This window comes from Oceanobacillus damuensis, from assembly GCF_001618145.1.
Classification (GTDB): Bacteria; Bacillota; Bacilli; order Bacillales; family Amphibacillaceae; genus Oceanobacillus; species Oceanobacillus damuensis.
Genome location: NZ_LQNF01000006.1, coordinates 143,073 through 166,155 on the forward strand (window position 1 = coordinate 143,073; position 23,083 = coordinate 166,155).

The window sequence follows — 23,083 nt, forward strand, 5'->3', positions numbered from 1 at the left end:
CAGGATGATTCCATTTAATAAACCATGCCATATCGGAACAGAACTGGACGCGATGAAAACGTCACTGGAACAAAAGAAGCTATCAGGAAACGGGCCATTCGGAATGAAGTGTATGTCCTGGTTGGAACATCATTTGGATTGCCAAAAAGCAATCCTTACACCTTCCTGTACAGCTGCCCTGGAAATGACGGCCCTTCTGACAGAGGTAGGAGAAGGGGATGAGGTGATCATGCCGTCCTATACGTTTGTGTCGACTGCCAATGCTTTTGCACTGCGCGGGGCATCGATACGATTCGTTGACATTTCACCAGATACGATGAACATTGATCCTAAAAAAATAGCTGAGGCAATCACAGAGCGGACGCGGGCAATTGTCGTCGTCCATTATGCCGGTGTTCCCTGTGATATGGATGCAATCATGAATTTGGCAGACGATCACGGGCTTTGGATTATTGAGGACGCTGCCCAAGCACTGATGAGCAGCTATAAAGGAAGAAGCCTTGGCACAATCGGCCACATGGGGACGTTCAGCTTCCATGAAACAAAAAACTATACGTGTGGGGAAGGTGGAGCCCTTATCATCAATGACCCTTCTTTGGTCGAAAGGGCTGAAATCCTTCAGGAAAAAGGGACAGACCGTTCACAGTTCATGAAAGGGATGGTAGATAAATATACTTGGAGGGACATAGGTTCTTCCTATCTCTTAAGTGAACTGAATGCTGCCTATCTGTCTGTACAATTGGAAAATGCGTATGCGATAAATGAAAATCGCATGCATACGTGGAAACTTTATCATAACAGGCTTCAACCGCTAGCGGATTCGGGGAAAATTTCCGTTCCCGCTATACCGAAAGCCTGTGAACATAATGCACATATGTTTTATATTAAAACGCGGGATGACAATGAACGAACACGTCTTATTGCCTATTTGAAAGAAAATGGGGTAATGGCTGTTACACACTATGTCCCGCTGCATTCCTCCGAGGCCGGGAAAAAGTTCGGGAAATTTATAGGAAATGATGAGTATACGACTGCCGAAAGCGAACGGATTTTACGCCTTCCGCTTTATTATGGAATAAAAAAAGAGGATGTCGAACATGCTATCAAGCTTATTCAACAATTTTATGAAGCATAAATTCATATGGATTGCATGTCTTATCATAACCGCATATCTTCTGCCGTATTACATACTTGGTGAAGATACCCATATCCGCGTACATGACAACATGGACTCCAACATCGTTTGGTATAAGATGCTTGCAGAAAGCGGTCAGATTTTCACCCTTGAAGATACACCATTGCCAAATGCCATCAATGGTCTTCCAAGAAGTACATTGCCATCCCCATTTGATGCGGTCGTATGGTTATATGTTCTGTTTGAACCAATGACTGCCTATGCAATCAGTCAGACTGTCATGAGATTTGCTGCCTTTTTTGGTATGTATCTGCTTCTGACAAAGTTTGTTTTCAAAGAAAAGCATTCTATATGGATTACTGTCGGGCCGTCTCTCGCATTTGCAATGCTGCCGTACTGGCCTTCTGGCGCACTTTCGATAGCAGGGATTCCACTTGCACTCTACTTGTTTTTAAGTATCCGAAAATCTGGTTGGGAAACACCGAAGTATTTATGGATGGCTCTGATGCTGATACCGTTCCTGTCCAATTTTGTTTTGAGTTTCGTTTTCTTTCTTGCGTTAATGGGTCTGTTATTTGTGGTCGACTGGATTCACTTTCGTAAGCTGAACTGGCCATTTTTTACAGCAATTGCTTCGATGACAAGTATCTATATCGTAAAAAATTATTTGTTGATCACCTCCATGTTTTTTGATTCTGGTTTCACTTCACATCGGGAAGAACTCGATCTTGGGCATAACTCGTTTGAGCGCAGTTATCAACTTGCCTGGGAAAACTTTCTTTACGGACATACCCATGACGAAGCACATCAGGCATATATAATTATACCCGTCATTTTCATTGCCTTGCTTGTGGCAGTATACAGGAGGCTGGCGCCAAAAAAACTAGTGACCCTCTTTCTATTTAACCTTGTCCTTTCCTTTTGGTATGCCTTTTGGTATTGGGAAGGCTGGCGGATTGTAAAAGATAATATTATGGTTGCCAATACGTTTAACTTTGCGCGCATACACTTTCTTGATCCTGCAATCTGGTACATATGTTTTGCTCTGGCATTGGCTCTTTTGTGGAATTATGTAAAGTTTGGAAAAGTGGTGGCTGTAATAGCTGTAATTGCCCAATGTATCCTTTTGTTTGGATTAACGGAAGAAATAAAGTACAACAGTATAGGCACACCGACATTTGCTGAATTTTACTCGGAGGATTTATTTAATGAAATTGAAACCTATATTGGAGAGGAACAGGCAGCGTACAGAGTAGTCAGTATCGGGATGCATCCGACGATTGCGCAATATAACGGCTTTTATACGCTCGACACTTACAACAACAGTTTTCCGCTCGAGTACAAACATGAATTCAGGGAGATTATCGCTGGAGAACTGGAAAAAAGTCCAACGCTTGAGAGCTACTATGATACATGGGGTGGCAGACTTTATATGTATGTAGCTGAACATGGCAAAGACTATATGTTTTTAAAAAATCGCAATGAGCCAATCGAACAGCTGGATATTAATACGGATGCACTGCAGGAATTAGGTGGTGATTATATCCTATCTGCTGTTCCAATTGAAAATGATGCTGAATTAGGATTGGTGCACGAGCAGACATTCGAAAATGAACAGTCACCGTGGGAAATCTGGCTATATTCGCTGGAATAGACCGAATTGATAGAAGCACATTCGATAAAGGATTCTATTAACCTTCTGCATTGGCAAGTAAAAAAGTATAGACACTCATACTTTCATAAATGCAACTAAGGCATTCCAAGGTCATTGCGTATGCCTTAGTTTTCTGCTGTTTTGTTTCCTATATGTTTAAAAGCCTGCAGTAATCGCTTCTTCCAATCAATAGAGAACATCTGATCCTCTATGAAATAAAATTGTAATACTATGATAATACGTGTGACATGTGGAGATGTTACACTTTTTTTACTTAGATTGGAAAATTAATGTAAGAAAATACGTATTCACAACTGCATATAACCGAAAAAGTTAAGTAGAAAGATAGAGTTTGCAGATGTGATTGAGGAAGCAGGGGGAAAAATTGAGAAAAGCCTTATTAGTCATGACTGCGTTTATTGTGATTGTTAGTCTGGGTGGTTCATTCTTTAGTGTCCCAATCTTTGCAGAATCCGTAACTGATTTAGAAGAGATTCGTGATGACCGTGATGCATTAAAAGGTAATCTATCAGAATCTGAACGAGAAGTAGCACAAATACTAGCAGAACTTGAACAATTAAATAATGAAATCCAACTTGCACATGATAAATTAATAGAAAACCAGAACGCTGTTGAAGAGACAGAACGTAACATAGAGGATACATTAGCTGACATCTCCCAATTGGAAGAAGAGAAGAAAGAATTGGAAGCTAAAATTGAGGAGAGGCATGAAATACTGAAAGGGCGCATTGTTTCCACACAAAAAACTGGCGGCAAAATCAGTTACCTGGAAGTTATCTTTGGCTCAAAAAGCTTTGATGACTTTATCAGCCGTGTTACAGCAGTTAACAAAATAGCTGATTCTGATGCTGCATTAATAGAGCAGCAGAAAAATGATATGCAGCAAGTAGAAGAAAAGCAAACAGCGGTATTGGACAAGCTTAATGAATTGAACGAAATGAAGTTGGCACAGAAAGAAGCGGAAGCCGAAATCAGCCAGCAAATACTGCAGAACGACGAGAGAAAAGCCAACCTGGAAAACAAGAAACAACAATTAACGGCTTTTATAGATGAATTGGAAATGGAAGACAGTGTGCTTGCTTCACTTGAAAAAGAAGTCAAGCTGAGCTTGGCAGCAGCCGAAACAGCGAAGTCTGAAGCTGAATCAGCGAACGAAGAAGAAACAGGATCTGATTCTGATTTAGTACAAGTGGCATCAGTTGAGCCGAAACAAACAAAAGCAGTTAAAGAACAGCCCGAAGAAAAAACACCGGTAAAACCGGTTAACGAGCAACCCAAAAAAGAAGTTAAAGAAACGAAAGCAGAACCAGAAAAAGAAGTAAAAGCTGAACCAAAGGAAGAGAAGAAAGATAGCAAGACGCTTACGATGACTTCTACAGCTTATACTGCCGATTGTGCGGGCTGCTCCGGAGTGACGTCAACCGGAATTGATTTAAATAAAAATCCGGATGCCAAAGTCATTGCCGTAGACCCAGCAGTTATTCCATTAGGCAGTGTTGTCTATGTAGAAGGCTACGGATATGCAACGGCAGGAGATACTGGCGGGGCTATCAAAGGAAATAAGATTGATGTCTTTGTACAGACAAAAAAAGAAGCATTAAACTGGGGAGTACGCACAGTAAAAGTTACTTTAGCAGAGTAACAGATTCCCTGCCATATATTTAGGAAGTCACCCACAGGAGCTGAGCTCTGGGGTGGCTTTTTTTGGGCGGGTAAGAAAATTTAAAATAACCTGCCGCCCGCAATACGTTCAACAAAATCATTTCCGTGTTTTCCGGTTTCCAATTTGAATGAAACTTTTTCTGCGAGCTGTACGTATAATCTAGTACACTATAATAGGGGTGTTCATATATGTATAAAGAGATAAACGATCAACTCTCTCAGATCAAACATGCCATAAGCAGGAAAAAGAAGTGGAAAAGGCAACTTGCAGATTACACGGAAGAACTTTCCGACATAGAAAAGCAGATAGACATTTTGAAAAATCAGTTGTCAGATGAAATGGAGGATGTTCGAAAACTGGAAAATATGAGTTTCGCATACCTCTTTCAAACATTTTTTGGTTCCAGAGAAGAAAAGCTGTCAAAGGAAAAACAAGAGGCTGCAGCTGTCCAGCTGCAATTGAAGGAAGCAGAGAAAACAAAAAAGGAAATAAATGATGCAATCATAACAATCCAAAGTCAACTAGCCGATGTCACGGATGCGGAAACAGACTATCAGTACCTTTTGTCTGTAAAGGAAAAATCGATAACAGAAACTACTCCCGCTTTTGCTGAGAAGCTATATGATATAAGTGAGCGTGAAGGATCGATCCAAGCATACATAACAGAAGTGGAGGAAGCAATTACAGCTGGTAATACGGTCAATCAGAAGCTGGCGAATGCAGTTAAGTCACTGGAAAGTGCAAAAGGATGGGGGACGCTTGATATGTTTGGTGGTGGAGCGATCACGGGACTTGCCAAACATAGTCATATTGATAAGGCCACTGAGTCTATTCACAAGGCCCAAACAAGTATGCGAAATTTCCAAAAGGAATTGCTGGATATCAGTGAGACAGCAGATGTACAGATCGATATATCAGGACTATTGAAATTCGCAGACTTTTTCTTCGATGGTATTATTTCGGACTGGATGGTGCAAGGTAGAATTACGGATTCGCTTGAACAGGCAAAAAATCAGCAATCCAATGTGGAAAGTATTGTCCGCAAGCTAGAAATGGAATTGAAGGAAAAGGAAAGAGAGCTTGACGCAGTAGAGACAGAAAGAAAAGCACTGATTGAAGAAGTATAGAGACTTAATGGCTTGAACAGCCTGCACCTATCAGAATGGGTGCAGGCTGGTTTTAGGTGCATCACCTGCTGTTCATTCAAGTTAATTAGCTGTAATATAAATATATAAATATTTTGAGAGGAGCAGTTTAGGATGAATACATATCCAAATGTAACCGAAACGAAAGACCTTATTAAACAACTGGTATCCATTCCAAGTCCCTCTGGAAATACGTTCAAAGTCATTCAATTTGTCGAAGAATACTTAAAGGATTTAAGTGTGGAGACGAAGCGTAATCGTAAAGGCGGCTTGATGGCAACTATACCTGGAGCAAACAATAAGGAACATAGGATGCTGACAGCCCATGTGGATACATTAGGAGCAATGGTAAAGGAAGTGAAAAGCAATGGAAGGCTCCGTCTTGATTTGATTGGAGGATTCCGATATAACTCCATTGAAGGAGAATATTGTGAGATTCATACTTCTGCGGGTGATGTACTGACAGGAACCATTTTACTGCATCAGACTTCTGTTCATGTATATAAAGATGCTGGGGAAGCAAAACGTGACCAGACGAATATGGAAGTTCGAATTGATGCGAAGGTGGAAAATGCAGAGGATGTACGGGCATTGGGAATTGAAGTCGGGGATTTTGTATCATTCGATCCACGTGTACAACTAACTGCCAACGGTTTCATCAAATCACGTCATCTTGATGATAAAGCGAGTGTCGGCATTTTACTGCAGCTGATGAAACGTATCAAGGAAGAGGATGTAACGCTTCCTCACACGACCCATTTTCTCATTTCCAATAATGAGGAAATCGGCTACGGAGGAAATTCAAATATTACTCCCGAAACGGTTGAATATCTGGCTGTTGATATGGGTGCCATGGGAGATGGCCAATCCACGGATGAATACACGGTTTCGATCTGTGTGAAAGATGCTAGCGGACCATACCATTATGGTTTGCGCAGACATTTGGTCCAGATTGCAGAATTGAATGAGATTGGCTACAAGCTGGATATCTATCCTTACTATGGTTCAGATGCATCTGCGGCAATTCGCTCTGGTCATGATATTATTCATGGACTGGTCGGACCGGGTATCGATTCCTCCCATGCATTTGAAAGGACCCATGAAACATCACTAATCCATACGGAAAATCTGCTCTACCATTATTTGCATTCCAAAATCATAGCATATTGACCAAAAAACGAACTTACCAGTTTAAACAATGGGTAAGTTCGTTTTTTATAGGCCTTCTTGTAACTGTCGCGGGCTGCGTAAAGTTGTTCTGCTGAAACTGGTTTTGGCGTAAAATATGTAAACTGTGAGGTAGCTGCTACTCTGTCAAAACACACAATGAAAGTCGCTTTTCTATAAAACATATACATAGATGCAAATAAAGTGACACAGACTGCCAAATAGAATGAAGATATGGAATATCTCATGAAAACCGAAATGTCTGAAGGATAGGAAGCTTGGTTTCAACCAATAGATCAGTGCACCGATTGTATAGAACATACCGCCTGCAACAAGGAAAATCATACCGTATATTCCAAGTTCAGGTGCGAGAGAACTGCTGAATAAGACGACAATCCAGCCCATTAAAACGTAAAGAGCCGTGGACAGCCACCTCGGGGAATGAAACCATACCAGCTTAAAAGTGACACCAGCTATTGCCAAGCCGCTGATTACGCCAAACAGGGACCAGCCTGTCACACCGTTTAGGCTAATCAGACAAAATGGGGTATATGTACCGGCTATCAGAACAAATATCATGGAATGATCCATTTTACGTAAAAATGCAATGACATGATCCTTTGCCACAACCATGTGATAGGTGGCCGAAGCGGTGTATAATGCGATCATGCTCACACCAAATATAGTTACGGCGGTATATGCCAATACAGAATTAGTTGTTGCTGAAACCTTTACAAGCATGGCAATCAAACCAACAGCTGCCATGATGGCTCCAAACAAATGTGTAAAACCATTGATCGGTTCTCGAATATATTTATTCATTTACTTCACACCTTCACTTCATTATGTAGTTATAAAAACTATATGTAAATAATATAACTATGATGACATATAGTCAATGTTTTACTTTGGGATTTACTTCACGTATAATACAATTAACCTTTTTAAATGGAGTTAAAACGATGAAAAATGAAAATGATTTGATTGAATCCTTAAATCTGAGTAACCAATTAACATTAGAAGATATACCGAATATTGATTTATATATGGATCAGGTTATTCAGTTATTTGAGAATAAATTTGCTGATTCGAAGCGAAATGACGAGGAAAAAGTGTTGACAAAAACAATGATTAACAATTACGCGAAGGGCAAACTCTTTTTTCCAATCAAAAATAAAAAGTATTCCAAGGAACATTTGATCCTGATCAGCTTGATTTATCAAATGAAAGGCGCTTTATCGATCAATGATGTGAAGCTTACGCTTGAAGAATTGAATGCGAAAGTACCGGATGGAGAGATCAGGCTGCAGGATTTATATCGCAGCTATCTGGACTTGATGGACAAGAATAATACAATGTTTAAAGAGGATATTAAAGAGCATATGATTGACGTAAATAAGAAGGTTAAGGAGCTTAACCAAAAAGATGAAGCATATTTGGAACAGCTATTGCTTGTTTCGACCTTTTCAAGTATGAGTAATTATTATCGAAGGGCCGCAGAAAAAATGGTCGACGATATGAGGAAGGATTCAGATAAGGATGAAACTTAGTATATTGGACCAGGCGCCTGTATCGAAAGGAAATACGGCAAAAGAAGCACTCGAGGCTACAATTGAAATGGCAATGCTGGCAGATGAGTTAGGTTACACACGGTATTGGATCGCTGAGCACCATGATTTGGATGGCCTGGCGAGTCCTGCCCCTGATATTCTATTGGGAGTGATTGGAACGAAAACGAGCAATATCCGACTGGGTTCGGGAGCTGTCCTTTTGCCTAATTATAAACCTTATCATATTGCAGAGAGATATAATCTCCTGGCAACGATGTTCCCCGGTAGGATTGATATCGGACTCGGCCGGGCGCCAGGTGGATCTGCAGAAGTGTCCATTGCGCTTGCAGGAAATTTTTTGGAACAAGTACGGAAAATGCCGGAAAAGATAGATGAATTGGTTCACTTCCTGCATGGAGATTTTCCAAAAGACCATATGTATTCAAAAATCAAAGCAGCTCCTGTACCGGAAAGCATTCCAGTCCCATGGCTGCTCGGAACAAGTGGGAAGAGTGCATTGTTGGCTGCAGAAAAAGGATTGCCATATGTATACGGTCATTTTATGAGTAATGAGGATGGACCCTCCATTATGAAAAGTTATTATGATAATTTTTCAAAGGAAAAACCGAATGCATTTGTAACAGTCTCCGTAATTTGTGCAGAAACTAACGAAGAAGCTGAGGAACTTGCAAAAAGTAATCTTCTGTGGAATGTTCAGAAATCAAAGGGTGGGGGAAAAGCTGGAGTTCCTTCTGTAAGTGAAGCAAATGCTTATACTTATTCAGATGACGAATTGCAGATAATGAAACAAATGAAGCAAAATCAGATCGTCGGTGACCCTGCAATGGTGAAAACGAAGCTGGAAGAACTGCAGGAATTATACCAGACCGAGGAATTTATGGTTGTTACCATTACACATAGCTATGAGGCCAGAAGAAAGTCCTATCAGTTACTGGCAAATGAATTTGGTTTGAAAAATTAATATATAGTGGGAGCATTGTCATCAGAAAAGAACCTTGTGTCGAATTTAAAAGGTTCTTTTCTTCTTGTGCATGTAGCTGGCATTAAGGTCCTGTCTCAAAAATTCGGGAATTAAAGGGAATAGTTGTGAGCGAAGAAGGGTAGACCCATAATTGCAGGCTCACTTCATTTCATTGAGAGAGGGTCTGTGCTTCACTTGGCATGTTTTCTGAAAAGTTATTATAAACATAAATGTAACTCTGAAGTAATACATTTTTATGGATAAACTATTTATTGGAGGAAATTATGCAAAGTTGGGTTACAGGTATTATGGAGCAGCTTGGCTATCTCGGGGTTTTCCTCATGATGGCGCTAGAGAATATTTTTCCACCTATTCCTTCTGAAATCGTTCTTCCTTTCGGTGGATTTCTCACAACATATACGGAATTAACAGTAATCGGCATCATTGTTGCTGCAACATTGGGTTCCGTAATCGGTGCGATGATTTTATATGGCATCGGTCTGTTAATGGATGTGGAAAGATTGGAGAAGATAGTCGATCGCTGGGGGCATATTCTGCGTGTCAGCAAAGAGGATATTCATAAAGCAGATGCATGGTTTGATAGATATGGATACTGGACGGTACTGTTTTGCAGAATGATTCCATTAATACGAAGTCTTATTTCAATCCCTGCAGGTATGTCAAATATGAAATTCATTGTATTCTTGACTTTTACGACAATTGGTACACTTATCTGGAATATAATACTTATTTCAGTCGGTGTTTCCTTGGGAGAAAACTGGGAGGGTATACTCGGGTTTATGGATATGTATTCCACTGTTGTCTATGTATTGGCAGGTATTGGAATCGTGTTATTTACAGTCTGGTATGTGAGGAAGAGAAGAAAAACGCAGTGAAAATGAAGGAACGAATGGGTCAACTTGATGGGTTTCGTTTTGTGGCACATATTAATTAAATAACAGACCAAATGACGTATGAAGCAGGCATACGTCATTTTTGCTGTGATAAAACAAAGCGTCCGGAAAGGAGAAATCCTATATATTATTTAATTATATTGACTCTTCTTCATGACTAGATCAAACTTTTAATCCCTAATTATGAATTCTAAGAATCTTTTATTAAAATTTATCGTCTATAATGGATGAGAGAAGAATAGGAGGACGATTAGATTAATGGAAGATCAAGAACTCATACGACAGATTCTCAGGGGTGACAAGTTAGCCATTCAGAAATTACACAGCCGCTATGTTGATCCTATTTTCAATTATATTTACTTACAAACGAGTAGCTATCATGATTCAGAGGAACTTTTGCAGGACGTATTCTTTAAAACTGCAAGACAATTACATAATTTCGAAGGGAAATCATCATTTAAAACGTGGGTTTTCAAAATTGCCCGGAATGTTGTGATTGATTATTATCGAAAAAATAATCATAGGAGCAAGTCGATCACAATGGAGGGAAGTGTCATAGAAACAAAAGCTGGCGGAGGTGAATCAGCAGAGAATACAGTTCTCCGGAAATTACATATGGTTGAAGTGGTGCAAACGCTGAATAAGCTGCCAAAACATTATCAAACTGTTCTCCATTTGAGGTTTATTGAGGGCTTTTCTATAAAAGAAACGGCTGAAATTATGGGTAAAACGAACCTTTCTATAAAAGCGTTGCAACGCCGGGCTAGAAAGGAACTGTCTGAACATATCAAAATGGAGGTGAGCAGTTGATGAATAAAGGTAAACAAAAGGATGATACATTTCTCGACTCTCTGAATAAGGAAAGGATGAAAGCTTCTGATGAGGCACGTGAAAAAAGTCTTCTTTCCTTTCAGGATGGTTTAAAACAAGCTGGCTTGCACAAACCAAAAAAGAAGCATCGTAAGCTCAGGCAACGCGTGATTGGAATTGCTTCGACCGCAGTTGCTGCAGGAATTGCGGGGTTGTTAGTTCTTAGCACCGGAATCATAGGGGATAGTAATTCTGACAATACAGTCGGTCAAGGAAATGGCCGTGATGTGGTACATCAGAACGAGGAAAATGCCATGGATGTACAAAACGAAGAATCCAAAAATTTAATAGAAACTGTATGGAACAGGCCAGCCTTTGATTATGATGATATAAACGGAGTACCGACAAGCAGTATTTTTAACAGCGATTTAAAGGTTTATGTTCCTAGGTCCTGGACAATTGATGAAACAGAAGGGGACGCTGCACATTCAATCCATATGTCCGGGACGAATGGAGAGCGAATGAACCTCGTGCTGTTTAATGAAGATTATGATCAAGAAGAATTTGATGCCCGCCTTCAAGAGTTGACGGCCAGTTTTGCGGAAGCTGAGGAGGTACCCATACCTGTTGATGAATTTATTGACGAAATAAGGTTAAGCCACCAGGTCTCTTTCCCTTATGAAAATGTGTTTCCGTTTGAAACAGAAAATGCAGAAATAACGGCATTTTTTGATGAGGATAATGGGAAGTTCATGGAATTGTATATCTCTGAATTATTTGGTCATCCGATGATTTTTACTTCTGAGCTTTCACTGGATGATACCGAAAGCTGGATGTTGCCTATACGATTTTTTACTTTCATGCAGGCCGCCGATTATCCCTATATGATTCATGGTTCAGAAGGTGACCTTCATCCGGAATTCAACAGACCGATTGAAAAAAGTGTTCTATTGCAAATAGGCGCAATGGGAGTAGAGGAAGTCGATGTGGAGTTGTATGAAAATGAGGAACTAAATATGACTAGCTATCTCCCCCGTGGTACAGAAGTGGAACGGACAGAACATGGTGAGTTTATAGAATGGCGTTTTACAGAACCAAACGTTTCTGAAAACAGTTTCTATGCCTTTGGAAAGCTAAAGAGCGGGTTTCCACTTGAAAATGGGAAAGAAATTATGTTTGACGCATTTGACATTGATCTCTCTTACAGCGAGGATTTGGGCGGACCGATTCCTTACCATTACTCTTACTACAGTGGAATGGATGAAGAGTTTATCGATGGTTATATCGAATTGTTTGAATCAGGCGGAGAGTGGTATTACAAGCATAAGCATGCCGATCGAGAAGATTATAATGGTGGTGTCTATATACAAAGATTAGATCTATTTATAGATTCGATAGAATGGCATTAAACGGTTGCATGCGTATCTTATAAGTTGAATTTTGAATCTGAAAAATCAGTGGGAAGTGAACCTGCTGATTTTTTAGATCAATTTAAGAACCACAAGGAATTGGGAATTTTTTTATCACTTTCTTTGACCCGCATGGAAATAATATATTAAGGTTCCAAACTTCCAGATTTAAATATCTTTATTCTACTCCTACTGGCTATGACTGGACGTACATTTGGTTCGGTTCGTTAAAGCATGAAAGATGGAACCTTAAGATTCAACTTTCAAATTTCATACCAAGGCAAATCCTTGTTAGTACCATTTACTAGAATAACCACTTAGGATATTTTAAAAAATTCTTCCTATAAGTCCTCCGATTAAATAACCTGCAAATAAAATAATGAAAGCAGCTCCTACATAAATACTAATACGAATAAATGTATCTTGTTTAGCAACAAAGCCAAATAAATCCTTCATAATTTTCCATGACCTCCAATTTAACATTTTATTAAGAGTTCAATTATTTTGTCATCTTATAACTGAGCCACATGAACTAATCAACGCAATAACCTGCTCTCCATATTACCTTACCATTTTTCTAATCTTGATGAGTTTTAGTGCATACTTCTCTTTCTCCCATTAACTTGATTATAACGGAATTTTATAACTAAATATTTTGGAAATGTGAAACGGTCAGTATTAGTGTCGATAAGGTACCCGCAGACATTAAAGCTATTATCTTTCGTCCGTTCTTCCCTTTTGAAGATTTTACAAGCTCTCGGGAGACAGCAATCCATATAACAATAGAAACGATAGCTGCTATGGTAGTAAGATCTGAAGCCATATTTGAAACATCCTTTCTTATATTTCATTTTAAGAGCAACCAATTCCTCTGTAATCAAAGCAGAACATCAGTTAATCATTGCTCTTGCATTAGCCTGCCAGATAGATCAACACCTTTTATTTAACATTACCATACTATTCCTAAAATTATTAGAAAAAGAAAAGACAATTAAACTCTGATAGCTTCAAAATAAATAATGTTGGCAGAACTGGATTATGACCACTTACATTGTCAGTTTATCATTTTATGGGGCTTTTTATATATGAGTAAATTCTATTCGACAAATATCAACAAAATTCGGGGAGTGACAGGCACCTCTATAGGTCTGGGGGCTTAGTTGGAAATATGGCTGTGGCTCATTACGGAGAGGCGTTTTAACGGATATGATTGGTTTAGGATAAAGGAAGGAGGAAGCGAAATGAGAAAATTTATGTTGTTCGTCGGAGGGCTGATTGCGTTTTTAATATTGTTGGCAAACATTGGTCCAATGGTATTGCTCGCTCTTAGTGTCTGGTTGCTTTATATCGTTTTCAAACAGTTTATGAAAACTGATTCGACAGCAGCGAAAGTGGGTTGGGCCCTGGCAGGACTGCTTATCATGAGCATTGCATTTTCCAATATGTATGCTGTAATCGGCTTAGTTGCCGCGTATGCCCTTTACTTCATCTATAAAAATTGGAATAAAGATGAGGTTCCGGTGGTTGATGTTATGGAAAAAGATGATGATCCGTTCACCAATTTTGAACGTCAATGGGCTGAGTTGAACAGATAAGAAAATTAAATTTTAAAGGAGAGATTTAAATGTCAACAAATATTTTTACAAGAATAAAAGATTCTGTTTCAGCAGACCTTCATACGATGCTGGATAAGAAGGAACAGAATAATCCGATTGCAGCTTTAAATCAATATTTGCGCCAAAGCGAGCAGGAGAAAGAAAAGGTCAGAAAACTGATTGACCGCCAGTACAAGCTGAAAGAGGAATTTTCAAGAGAATACCTGAAAGCCCAGGATCTTGCTGACAGACGTCTGAAACAGGCGGCGATAGCGGACAAGGCTGGGGAAGAATCGATGCATGAATTTGCTTTAAAGGAACATGAAGAATATCAAGGACGGGCCGATCGTATGAAAGCTTCCAGAGAAGAAGCATTGGAGCAGCTGGAAACACTGGAACAAAAATATGAAGATATGAAACATCGCTTGAAGGACATGCACTTGCGCCGAATGGAATTGATGGGCAGAGAAAATATTGCAAAAGCAAACCATCAGATTAACAGAGTGGTGGAAGAGACAGCTGATAAGCCATTTTCCAAATTCGCCGAAATGGAGCAGTATATTGAGAATCTGGAATACAAAGTAAACAGCTCCTACTATAAAAACACATTTGACAGTAAAATAGCGAAGCTTGAAAAGGAACTGAACGGACAGGCCAATTAAAGAGCGGCATCAAACGATGCAGAAAAAATAAAAATTATGATATACTGTACAGGCGCAGACCTTTTGCGTCTGTATACATACATAAAAAGGAGGTTCACTGCGATGTTCAAACGACTATCAACAGATTATTTCAATTGGATATTGATCATCGGGGTGATTCTCCTTATTTTTGAGGTTGCCTTCTTTTATGGTGGTACCATCATTCCCGCACTATTCTATGCATTAATTATGTATGCTGGCTGGAGATACTTTCATAAATTATGGGGAAAGATTCTCTTTTGGATAGCACTCGTCGGTGTCGTTTTTTCTATCTTGAATTTGATGGCAGTACGTTTCCTGATCATTGCAGCGACTATCTTATTTATCATTCATTATTCGAAGTCGAAAAAGGAAGTGGAATATGATCAGCCAATTCTTCCAAGTGGAGAAATCAGGGAAGAGACACTATTGGAAATTACCCCTCTGTTTGACCAGAATCTTTTTGATGATCAAGTAACGGAGAATACTGCCTACCAGTGGAAGGATGTTAATATACATGGCATTTTTGGAGATCGTATAATCGATCTTAGTAATACTGTTTTGCCAGATGATACGGCTGTCATATCGATACGGCATTTTATAGGAAATATAGAAATCTATGTGCCATATGAGGTGGAACTGAGCATACATCACAGTTCTATTTTTGGTCGGGCACATATTTTAGGAAAACACGAAGGAAAGTTAATGAATCGTGCGCTATTTTATCAAACAGCGAATTATGATAAAGCGTACCCACGGGTGAAAATAATTACCTCACTGCTCTCTGGAGATATCGAGGTGAAGCGAATATGAATAAGGTTATTCGTCCCGTGTTTACCGCAATTCTTTTTAGCGTCCTGTTTGCACTCTTGCTGGTGGGGGTGACGCTTCTGTTTTTTCCTCCAGCAAATTGGTCTGCAGTATGGACAGAGGGATTTGGCAATGTTTCATTTATCGTTTGGGTCCTCGGTATCGCTATTTTGATCGGTACCATTACAGGTCTGTCGATTGGATGGTACTGGAAGCAGAGGCTGCATCAGGTTGAGCGTAAACTTGATCAAATTGTCAAGGGGCAGAAAATATCTCTTATTGAGGAACCCTCTAAAGAGATGAATGGAATACATCAACGCATTGATCAATTGGAGGAAAAGCTCCGAAATCAGGCAGAACATGCCCAGCGGCTATCCACGGAACGGGCGCATGAAAGAGAAAAGAGTCTACAGGAAATCGTTGTCCAGGAAAGAAATCGTCTGGCAAGGGAGCTGCATGACTCCGTAAGTCAGCAGCTATTTGCGGCTTCGATGATGATGTCTGCCATAAATGATGCAAACCCTCCGGAGGATCCAACGCTTCAAAAGCAGTTAACAATGGTGGAAAAAATGATACACCAATCCCAGCTGGAGATGCGTGCATTGCTATTGCATCTGCGGCCGGTGGCGTTAAAAGGAAAGTCACTTCAGGAAGGGGTAGAGGAACTGTTACAGGAGCTTACCCAAAAAGTGCCGATGGAAATCGTATCGAAAGTGGAAGCATTTTCTGTAGATAAAGGGATAGAAGATCAATTGTTCCGTATTTTACAGGAATCAATCTCCAACACACTGCGACACGCCAAAGCATCGACATTGAATATCCTGCTGATCGAGCGGGACGAAACAATTATATTAAGGGTTGCCGATAATGGTATTGGTTTCGATATGGAAAAAGTAAAAACAAGTTCATATGGTATGCAAAACATGAAAGAACGTGCCTATGAAGTAGGTGGAAGCTTTAAAGTTATCAGCCTTCCAGACGAAGGAACTCGCTTGGAAGTTAAGGTCCCCGTGCTGGGAAAGGAGGAAGCGCATAATGATTAATGTCCTATTTGCAGATGATCATGAAATGGTTCGAATCGGGGTTACTGCCTACCTCTCAGCACAGCCGGATATCCATGTGATTGCTGAGGCGGATGATGGTGTCCCCGCTGTCGAACTGGCATTGCAATTAAGACCGGATATTATTTTGATGGATCTTGTAATGAAAGAAATGGACGGTATAGAAGCGACACGGAAAATTATTGAACAGTGGCCAGAGGCAAAAATCATAATTGTTACGAGCTTTCTGGATGACGAAAAAGTATACCCGGCATTAGAGGCAGGTGCCACAAGCTATATGCTGAAAACATCAAAGGCGAGTGAAATCGCAAAAGCAATCCGGGCAACATATTGTGGCCAGTCCATACTGGAGCCGGAAGTGACCGGCAAAATAATGAACCGAATGCGTAATAAGCCCGAAGCTATGCTGCATGACCAGTTGACAGAACGCGAAGGAGAAATCTTGCAGCTGATCGCCAAAGGGAAAACAAACCAGGAGATAGCTGATGAACTTTATATTGCACTAAAAACAGTAAAAGTACATGTCAGTAATATACTCGGGAAACTCGAAGTGCACGACCGGACACAGGCGGTCATTTATGCATTTAAAAATAATCTCGTCGAATAAGAGGAGCCATTTTAATTGGCTCCTCTTTCTTTTTCTCCATAAAATTTAGCAACGAGGTCATAAATGGAAACAAGCTCATATAAAATGATTAATTCCGGAGGGAAGTTAGTTGGGTGTATTTCGCTATTCTTTGTAATTTCCTCGTTATCCTCCCAAAAAATTTCTGTTATCTCCTTCAATTGTATTGAATGTGCGTCAGGTTCGAATAAAGTCTCATCCTGTAGACTGTCCACCAATCCTCGAACAGAGAGCAATATTGTGTTCCTTTCACTTTCTGTCCACGCCAGATCAATAAGCGGGTTATGGATTAGATTACTTAAATGATAATGGATCAGACGCAGGTGACTAAGCTTATTTTGCAGATGCTGAAACTTTTCCTGTTCAGTTTCGATTAGTGGGTGATATTTATCTTCATCTTTTTGAAAGCTGCTTAACATTTCTGTCTGTTTTATATCTTTGTCCAGCTTCCTTAAATCTTCAAGCATGGAGGATGTTTTCTCCAGTTTGTCTGTAAGCACCGCTTTAAAAATTCTTTCGATCTGCAATGCGGTTTGGTCTTTGATATCTGTTACATTTTTTTGAATAAGTTTTCTGTAATCCGGTGGCAGAATAAACATATTTACAATCGTGGAGACCCCAAGTCCGATTGTTGTTGTCCCTAATCTTGTAAAAAAGGCAATCATGAAATTGCCGTGAATTACTTCAATCATTGCAACAGATGTCAGGGTAGCCACAAGCAAACCAGCATGAAGCTTCAATCGGTAACATGTAGCAATTGTAAATACAGCTGCCATTGTATATGTTAGCGGAGAATTACCGAATAAAGAAATGAATAATACAGCATAAGCCGAGCCGATTGCCGAGGCTGGAAATCGAACAATCCCTTTTTTAATGGAATCTGAAACTGTCGGCTCAATCGTCACGATGGCTGTTATGACTGCAAAGACCGGGGGCCAGCCAATCCATTGGCATATAAGGGCTGTCAGAAAAACAGCCACTCCTGTCTTAACTACTCTGCTACCTATAAATTGATAAATCTTCACCTATATAACCTCAATTCCCAAAAATGTCGAAGTCTCGAAATTTTACTGTAAGTCCTATTCTCTTACTATTTGAAAAAAAATTCAATTAATTTCAGAAAAGGGGTTGCAATTTTTTATTAGGTAGAATAAACTGTTTTGTAACAGAATAAATAATATAACAACTGTTATATAAGAGAGGAGGAAGCAGGATGAGAAGAAATGAGAAAGTTTCGTGTCCTGAGTGTGGAAAAGAAGTGGATTCCAAAAGTTACACAATGGAATGTGACTACTGTTTGTCAAAGAAGGAGGACTAAATTTTTTTGGATATGTTGTTATACAACAAAATAAATTAACTGTTATTATAGTATAACAGTAAGGGGCGATTTCATGTTAATGAAGAGTGATACGATACGAATCCATCATGAAAAACAATATGAAGAACTGCTCACACCAGAAGCACTGAATTTTTTGGAAAAACTGCATAACCATTTTGATGAACGACGCAGAAATCTGCTGGAAATCAGACACCAAATCCAACAGAGAATTAATGAAGGGAAAAAGCTTGATTTTCTGAAAGAGACGAAAAACGTAAGGGACGGTAATTGGACCGTTAGCAGGATACCTAAAGATCTTCAGGATCGCAGAGTGGAAATTACCGGACCGGTTGACCGAAAGATGATTGTTAATGCAATGAATTCCGGTGCCAAAACATTTATGGCTGATTTTGAAGATGCCACATCTCCAACATGGGAGAATGTCATGGAGGGCCAGATAAATTTACAGGATGCAATTCGGAGAAGAATCGATTTTGAAGCTCCAAACGGGAAAAAATATGCCTTGAAAGATGAAACAGCTGTACTAATCGTACGCCCCCGTGGCTGGCATCTGGAAGAAAGTCATCTGAGAGTCAATGGCAAATCAATGGCTGCAAGTCTAGTCGATTTTGGACTTTATCTGTACCACAATGCAAGGGAATTACTATTAAGAGGCTCAGGACCATACTTTTATTTACCCAAAATGGAGAATCATTTAGAAGCGCGCTTATGGAATGATGTATTTATTTTTTCCCAGAATGAACTGGGGATTCCACAAGGGACCATTAAAGCAACGGTTCTAATTGAGACAATTACTGCAGCTTTTGAAATGGATGAAATTTTATATGAACTTCGGGAGCATTCTGCGGGCCTTAATTGCGGCAGATGGGATTATATTTTCAGTTATATAAAAAAGTTTCAGAATGATCCGAACGTCATCCTTCCTGACAGGTCAACAGTCACGATGGAAGTCCCATTTATGCGCTCTTACTCACTATTGGCAATCAAGACCTGTCATAAGCGAAATGCCCCAGCTATCGGTGGAATGGCGGCCCAGATTCCTGTGAAAAATGATGAAGCAGCGAATGAAGCAGCATTTCAGAAGGTTCGTACGGATAAGGAGCGGGAAGTAAATGACGGACACGACGGGACATGGGTGGCCCATCCCGGTATGGTGCAGCTTGTGAGAGACATATTTGACAATGTGATGCCTACCCCGAATCAAATTTCGAATAAGCGTGAGGATGTCCAAGTTACGGCAGAGGACCTTGTGCAAGTTCCAATCGGTGAAATTACGGAGGCAGGGCTTCGTACGAATATAAATGTAGGTATTCAATATACGGCTGCCTGGCTATCCGGAAGAGGGGCTGTTCCGATCAATAATCTAATGGAGGATGCAGCAACTGCGGAAATATCTCGGGCGCAGGTGTGGCAATGGATCAGGCATCCACAGGGAACGTTATCAGATGGAAGGGAAATAACATTGGAACTTGTAATGGCAGTGATGGAAGAGGAACTGGATAAACTTAAGAAACAGGTAGGGACAGAAGCTTATGAACGTGGCAATTATGTGGAAGCTGCATCGCTTTTTGAGAAGCTGATCAAACAGGATAATTTCACTGAATTCTTGACAATACCGGCATATGGCCAATTAATTAAAGGGGGAAATGAATGATGTCAAAAAACCGTATAAATGAACTGAAGAAGGATTGGGAGAGTAATATTCGCTGGGGTGGAGTGGAGCGGCCATACAGCGCAGAGGAAGTTATCCGTCTGCGGGGTTCGATTGACATAGAATATACATTGGCAGAAAGAGGAGCGAAAAAGCTATGGGATTTGTTTCATACAGAAGACTATGTAAATGCGTTAGGTGCTCTGACCGGGAACCAGGCCGTCCAACAGGTGAAAGCGGGGCTGAAAGCTATATACTTAAGTGGCTGGCAGGTGGCTGCAGATGCAAATATGGCAGGACAGATGTATCCTGATCAAAGTCTGTACCCGGCAAACAGTGTGCCAAATGTCGTGAAACGAATCAACCAGGCACTTCAGCGCGCAGATCAGGTTCATTATTCGGAAGGGAATGAAGAAATTGACTGGTTTGCCCCAATTGTCGCAGACGCAGAAGCAGGATTCGGCGGACAGCTCAATGTATTTGAACTGATGAAATCAATGATTGAGTCCGGAGCTGCGGCAGTCCATTTTGAAGATCAATTGTCATCGGAGAAAAAATGTGGACACCTTGGAGGGAAAGTATTGCTTCCTACCCAAAATGCGGTCAAAAATCTAATTGCAGCCAGATTCGCTGCCGATGTAATGGGTACCTCCACCGTTATTATCGCAAGAACAGATGCAAATGCCGCTGACATGATTACGAATGATGTAGATCCATATGATGAACCCTTTATAACAGGTGAGCGTACAACAGAAGGATTTTACAAAACGAAATCAGGAATCGACCAGGCAATTGCAAGAGGGTTGGCATATGCCCCGTATGCAGATTTGATTTGGTGTGAAACATCCGAACCAAATATGGAAGAGGCGCAGAAGTTTGCAGATGCCATTCATGAGCAATATCCAAACAAACTGTTGGCCTATAATTGTTCACCATCTTTTAACTGGAAAAAGAAACTTACAGATGATGAAATCGCTAACTTCCAGAAAGAATTAGGGAAAATGGGCTATAAATTCCAATTTGTAACATTGGCCGGTTTCCATGCCCTGAATCATAGTATGTTTGAATTGGCACGGAAATACAAAGATGAAGGTATGGCAGCTTATTCCGAATTGCAGCAGGCCGAATTCAACAGTGAGCAGTTCGGTTACAGTGCGACACGTCATCAACGGGAGGTTGGCACCGGCTATTTCGATGAAGTGGCACAGGTCATATCCGGGGGAACTGCTTCAACAACTGCCCTTGAAGGGTCCACAGAAACAGAACAATTTACAAGATAAAACAATATTTGCAAAGAAAGTGTCTATCCAATAAAACGGATAGGCACTTTTTTTAACGAAAAAAGAGGTTTATTGTCACTTTTGAAATATAACTGTAACATTACTATAATATGGGTGACATTTTTGAATGCTGTACTACATATTGCCTAGAGAAGTATCAAGACTATTAAACTATATACATAGCTGCAAAAAAATTCATAGATACACATACATAGAGAGCTTTGCGGTGTGATAAAGGGAAGCGGGGAAACGAAAATTGAAAAAGAGACTCATGACATTAACTGCTGTAGCAGTGGTTGGTTTAAGTAGTACTTTAATCACAGGAACCACCCAGGCAGAATCCGTACAGGAGTTGGAAGCAAAACAATCCGAAATCCAGAAAGAACGAGAGGCATTACTGGAAAACCTGTCAGACGCGGAAAGTCAAATCGCGGAGGTATTACTTGATCTTGAAGAATTAAATAATGAAATAGAAAAAGTAAACATCGCATTGGAGCAAAACCAGAAGGAATTGGAGAAAACGCAAGTACATATTACAGAAAAAGAAAATGAAGTAGCTGTTTATGAAGAGGAAATTGCAGCATTGGAAGAGCAAATTGCAATCCGATATGATATCTTGAAAGAACGTGCTGTATCCTATCAGCAAAGTGGCGGTGATATCAGCTATTTGGAAGTAATCTTTGGTTCACAAAGCTTCGGTGATTTCATCAGCAGGGTATCTGCAGTAAATAAAATCACAGAATCCGACAATGCATTAATGAAAAAGCAGGAAGAAGATAAAGAATTGGTGGAAGAGAAACAAAATGCAGTAATTGCAAAGCTTGAAGAGCTGAAAGAGATGGAAGTTGAACTCAATGGCATTCTTGCTTTAATTGAGGACCAAAAAGCTGAAAATGAAAATAAAAAAGAAGAACTGAAAACGAAAGAGAAAGATTTAATTGCTCTAAAAGAAGAATTGCAGGTGGAAGATTCCCAGCTTGCAACACTTGAAAAAGACGTCGAAGCAAGTTTAAGGGCGGCACGTGAGCCAGCACCGGCTGTTACTGTAGCAAGCACTTCTGTCAGCGCGAGCGATTCGGAGAGTAATGAGTCAGAAGAAAAACTTACTACCTTGAGTAAACAAACTAGTACAAATGCAGCTTCCGGAAACCTGGATACAGCAATGAATGCAGGTTTCTCACATCTGGGAACTCCGTATGTCTGGGGTGGTAAGACCCTAAGCGGCTTTGATTGTTCTGGATTTGTCTCATGGGCATTTGCACAGGCCGGAATCTCCATTCCATCCAGTACTACAGGATTGGCAACTACCGGTACGAAAGTCTCTCCTGACAATATGCAGCCAGGTGATCTTGTATTTTTCAACACATACAAAACGAACGGACATGTTGGCATCTATCTTGGTGGCGGTAAATTTATCGGTGCACAAAATTCAACAGGCCTTGCAGTTGCAGATATGTCAAGCGGCTATTGGGCAAAACACTTTGCAGGCCACGTACGTAGTTTAAGATAAAAATTCAAACAAAAAAATCCATCCTTAGCGGGGTGGATTTTTTTGTACAGGTCTGAAACTTACCAACCTGCATAAATGCCAC

The 23,083-nt window shown here is 40.2% G+C and carries 22 protein-coding genes; 18 read left to right on the plus strand and 4 right to left on the minus strand.

Annotated features, from left to right (window positions below):
* The first annotated feature begins 4 nt into the window (after window positions 1-4).
* The 5 genes from rffA to A4245_RS07935 all read left to right on the plus strand — a co-directional run bounded on the left by rffA (window position 5) and on the right by A4245_RS07935 (window position 6,788).
* Window positions 5-1,135: a dTDP-4-amino-4,6-dideoxygalactose transaminase gene (rffA, locus tag A4245_RS07915; protein WP_067727177.1), complete on the plus strand. Its 1,131-nt coding sequence runs from the start codon at window positions 5-7 to the stop codon at window positions 1,133-1,135.
* Entirely contained in the window at window positions 1,098-2,789 is a 1,692-nt protein-coding gene (locus tag A4245_RS07920; protein WP_067727178.1) for a DUF6044 family protein, read from the plus strand. The genes rffA and A4245_RS07920 overlap by 38 nt, the downstream gene beginning before the upstream one ends.
* Window positions 2,790-3,174: 385 nt before the next feature.
* A complete protein-coding gene (locus A4245_RS20850; protein ID WP_067727179.1) occupies window positions 3,175-4,452 on the plus strand; it encodes a PcsB-like coiled-coil domain-containing protein in 1,278 nt (425 codons plus the stop codon).
* Window positions 4,453-4,661: 209 nt separating this feature from the next.
* Window positions 4,662-5,600 (plus strand): coiled-coil domain-containing protein, encoded by a 939-nt coding sequence (locus A4245_RS07930; protein ID WP_067727180.1) that lies wholly within the window; start codon window positions 4,662-4,664, stop codon window positions 5,598-5,600.
* A 132-nt stretch (window positions 5,601-5,732) separates the two neighbouring features.
* Window positions 5,733-6,788, plus strand: coding sequence for a M42 family metallopeptidase (locus A4245_RS07935; protein WP_067727181.1), 1,056 nt, complete (start codon window positions 5,733-5,735; stop codon window positions 6,786-6,788).
* A 171-nt stretch (window positions 6,789-6,959) separates the two neighbouring features.
* Here the strand turns inward: A4245_RS07935 and trhA are convergent, their stop codons facing one another.
* A complete protein-coding gene (gene trhA, locus A4245_RS07940) occupies window positions 6,960-7,607 on the minus strand; it encodes a PAQR family membrane homeostasis protein TrhA (RefSeq protein WP_067727182.1) in 648 nt (215 codons plus the stop codon).
* 140 nt (window positions 7,608-7,747) lie between these two features.
* Here trhA and A4245_RS07945 point away from each other — a divergent pair, with 140 nt between their 5' ends.
* The 5 genes from A4245_RS07945 (at window position 7,748) to A4245_RS07965 (ending at window position 12,450) form a co-directional block, all read left to right on the plus strand.
* Window positions 7,748-8,335, plus strand: coding sequence for a DUF1836 domain-containing protein (locus tag A4245_RS07945; RefSeq protein ID WP_067727183.1), 588 nt, complete (start codon window positions 7,748-7,750; stop codon window positions 8,333-8,335).
* Window positions 8,325-9,317 (plus strand): LLM class flavin-dependent oxidoreductase, encoded by a 993-nt coding sequence (locus tag A4245_RS07950; RefSeq protein WP_067727184.1) that lies wholly within the window; start codon window positions 8,325-8,327, stop codon window positions 9,315-9,317. Before A4245_RS07945 ends, A4245_RS07950 begins: the two co-directional genes overlap by 11 nt.
* Window positions 9,318-9,601: 284 nt before the next feature.
* The gene (locus A4245_RS07955; protein ID WP_067727185.1) at window positions 9,602-10,213 is read left to right on the plus strand and encodes a DedA family protein; all 612 of its coding nucleotides are present in this window, start codon (window positions 9,602-9,604) and stop codon (window positions 10,211-10,213) included.
* A 276-nt stretch (window positions 10,214-10,489) separates the two neighbouring features.
* A complete protein-coding gene (locus A4245_RS07960; protein WP_067727186.1) occupies window positions 10,490-11,041 on the plus strand; it encodes an RNA polymerase sigma factor in 552 nt (183 codons plus the stop codon).
* A complete protein-coding gene (locus A4245_RS07965; RefSeq protein WP_067727187.1) occupies window positions 11,041-12,450 on the plus strand; it encodes a hypothetical protein in 1,410 nt (469 codons plus the stop codon). The genes A4245_RS07960 and A4245_RS07965 overlap by 1 nt, the downstream gene beginning before the upstream one ends.
* 327 nt (window positions 12,451-12,777) lie before the next feature.
* On the opposite strand, the gene A4245_RS20775 is transcribed toward A4245_RS07965, so the two are convergent.
* Both A4245_RS20775 and A4245_RS20355 read right to left on the minus strand, forming a co-directional pair.
* Window positions 12,778-12,906 (minus strand): hypothetical protein, encoded by a 129-nt coding sequence (locus A4245_RS20775; protein ID WP_267886907.1) that lies wholly within the window; start codon window positions 12,904-12,906, stop codon window positions 12,778-12,780.
* A 190-nt stretch (window positions 12,907-13,096) separates the two neighbouring features.
* Window positions 13,097-13,273, minus strand: coding sequence for a hypothetical protein (locus A4245_RS20355; RefSeq protein WP_199860661.1), 177 nt, complete (start codon window positions 13,271-13,273; stop codon window positions 13,097-13,099).
* Between the two features lie 418 nt (window positions 13,274-13,691).
* Here A4245_RS20355 and A4245_RS07970 point away from each other — a divergent pair, with 418 nt between their 5' ends.
* The 5 genes from A4245_RS07970 to A4245_RS07990 all read left to right on the plus strand — a co-directional run bounded on the left by A4245_RS07970 (window position 13,692) and on the right by A4245_RS07990 (window position 17,203).
* A complete protein-coding gene (locus A4245_RS07970) occupies window positions 13,692-14,045 on the plus strand; it encodes a lmo0954 family membrane protein (protein ID WP_067727188.1) in 354 nt (117 codons plus the stop codon).
* A 29-nt stretch (window positions 14,046-14,074) separates the two neighbouring features.
* Window positions 14,075-14,707 (plus strand): PspA/IM30 family protein, encoded by a 633-nt coding sequence (locus tag A4245_RS07975; protein WP_067727189.1) that lies wholly within the window; start codon window positions 14,075-14,077, stop codon window positions 14,705-14,707.
* A 102-nt stretch (window positions 14,708-14,809) separates the two neighbouring features.
* Complete coding sequence (gene liaF, locus A4245_RS07980) at window positions 14,810-15,538, plus strand: cell wall-active antibiotics response protein LiaF (protein WP_067727190.1); 729 nt, start codon at window positions 14,810-14,812, stop codon at window positions 15,536-15,538.
* Window positions 15,535-16,578 carry a sensor histidine kinase gene (locus A4245_RS07985; protein ID WP_067727191.1) on the plus strand — a complete coding sequence of 348 codons (1,044 nt, stop codon included), beginning with the start codon at window positions 15,535-15,537 and terminating at the stop codon, window positions 16,576-16,578. The genes liaF and A4245_RS07985 overlap by 4 nt, the downstream gene beginning before the upstream one ends.
* Window positions 16,571-17,203 carry a response regulator gene (locus A4245_RS07990; RefSeq protein ID WP_067727192.1) on the plus strand — a complete coding sequence of 211 codons (633 nt, stop codon included), beginning with the start codon at window positions 16,571-16,573 and terminating at the stop codon, window positions 17,201-17,203. Before A4245_RS07985 ends, A4245_RS07990 begins: the two co-directional genes overlap by 8 nt.
* A gap of 11 nt (window positions 17,204-17,214) precedes the next feature.
* Here A4245_RS07990 and A4245_RS07995 read toward each other — a convergent pair whose 3' ends face one another.
* Window positions 17,215-18,246 carry an aromatic acid exporter family protein gene (locus tag A4245_RS07995; RefSeq protein ID WP_067727193.1) on the minus strand — a complete coding sequence of 344 codons (1,032 nt, stop codon included), beginning with the start codon at window positions 18,244-18,246 and terminating at the stop codon, window positions 17,215-17,217.
* 366 nt (window positions 18,247-18,612) lie between these two features.
* Between A4245_RS07995 and aceB the strand changes: the two genes are divergently transcribed.
* From aceB to A4245_RS08010, 3 genes are all read left to right on the plus strand, one after another.
* The gene (gene aceB / locus A4245_RS08000; protein WP_067727194.1) at window positions 18,613-20,214 is read left to right on the plus strand and encodes a malate synthase A; all 1,602 of its coding nucleotides are present in this window, start codon (window positions 18,613-18,615) and stop codon (window positions 20,212-20,214) included.
* Window positions 20,214-21,491, plus strand: coding sequence for an isocitrate lyase (gene aceA / locus A4245_RS08005; RefSeq protein WP_067727195.1), 1,278 nt, complete (start codon window positions 20,214-20,216; stop codon window positions 21,489-21,491). Before aceB ends, aceA begins: the two co-directional genes overlap by 1 nt.
* A gap of 256 nt (window positions 21,492-21,747) precedes the next feature.
* The gene (locus A4245_RS08010) at window positions 21,748-23,001 is read left to right on the plus strand and encodes a C40 family peptidase (RefSeq protein ID WP_234402376.1); all 1,254 of its coding nucleotides are present in this window, start codon (window positions 21,748-21,750) and stop codon (window positions 22,999-23,001) included.
* Window positions 23,002-23,083 lie beyond the last annotated feature (82 nt).

Coding starts and splice junctions, on each gene's coding strand:
- rffA (WP_067727177.1), top strand. CDS start 5: ATGATTCCATTTAATAAACCATGCCATATCGGAACAGAACTGGACGCG.
- A4245_RS07920 (WP_067727178.1), top strand. CDS start 1,098: ATGCTATCAAGCTTATTCAACAATTTTATGAAGCATAAATTCATATGG.
- A4245_RS07930 (WP_067727180.1), top strand. CDS start 4,662: ATGTATAAAGAGATAAACGATCAACTCTCTCAGATCAAACATGCCATA.
- A4245_RS07935 (WP_067727181.1), top strand. CDS start 5,733: ATGAATACATATCCAAATGTAACCGAAACGAAAGACCTTATTAAACAA.
- trhA (WP_067727182.1), bottom strand. CDS start 7,607: ATGAATAAATATATTCGAGAACCGATCAATGGTTTTACACATTTGTTT.
- A4245_RS07945 (WP_067727183.1), top strand. CDS start 7,748: ATGAAAAATGAAAATGATTTGATTGAATCCTTAAATCTGAGTAACCAA.
- A4245_RS07950 (WP_067727184.1), top strand. CDS start 8,325: ATGAAACTTAGTATATTGGACCAGGCGCCTGTATCGAAAGGAAATACG.
- A4245_RS07955 (WP_067727185.1), top strand. CDS start 9,602: ATGCAAAGTTGGGTTACAGGTATTATGGAGCAGCTTGGCTATCTCGGG.
- A4245_RS07960 (WP_067727186.1), top strand. CDS start 10,490: ATGGAAGATCAAGAACTCATACGACAGATTCTCAGGGGTGACAAGTTA.
- A4245_RS07965 (WP_067727187.1), top strand. CDS start 11,041: ATGAATAAAGGTAAACAAAAGGATGATACATTTCTCGACTCTCTGAAT.
- A4245_RS20775 (WP_267886907.1), bottom strand. CDS start 12,906: ATGAAGGATTTATTTGGCTTTGTTGCTAAACAAGATACATTTATTCGT.
- A4245_RS20355 (WP_199860661.1), bottom strand. CDS start 13,273: ATGGCTTCAGATCTTACTACCATAGCAGCTATCGTTTCTATTGTTATA.
- A4245_RS07970 (WP_067727188.1), top strand. CDS start 13,692: ATGAGAAAATTTATGTTGTTCGTCGGAGGGCTGATTGCGTTTTTAATA.
- A4245_RS07975 (WP_067727189.1), top strand. CDS start 14,075: ATGTCAACAAATATTTTTACAAGAATAAAAGATTCTGTTTCAGCAGAC.
- liaF (WP_067727190.1), top strand. CDS start 14,810: ATGTTCAAACGACTATCAACAGATTATTTCAATTGGATATTGATCATC.
- A4245_RS07985 (WP_067727191.1), top strand. CDS start 15,535: ATGAATAAGGTTATTCGTCCCGTGTTTACCGCAATTCTTTTTAGCGTC.
- A4245_RS07990 (WP_067727192.1), top strand. CDS start 16,571: ATGATTAATGTCCTATTTGCAGATGATCATGAAATGGTTCGAATCGGG.
- aceB (WP_067727194.1), top strand. CDS start 18,613: ATGTTAATGAAGAGTGATACGATACGAATCCATCATGAAAAACAATAT.
- aceA (WP_067727195.1), top strand. CDS start 20,214: ATGTCAAAAAACCGTATAAATGAACTGAAGAAGGATTGGGAGAGTAAT.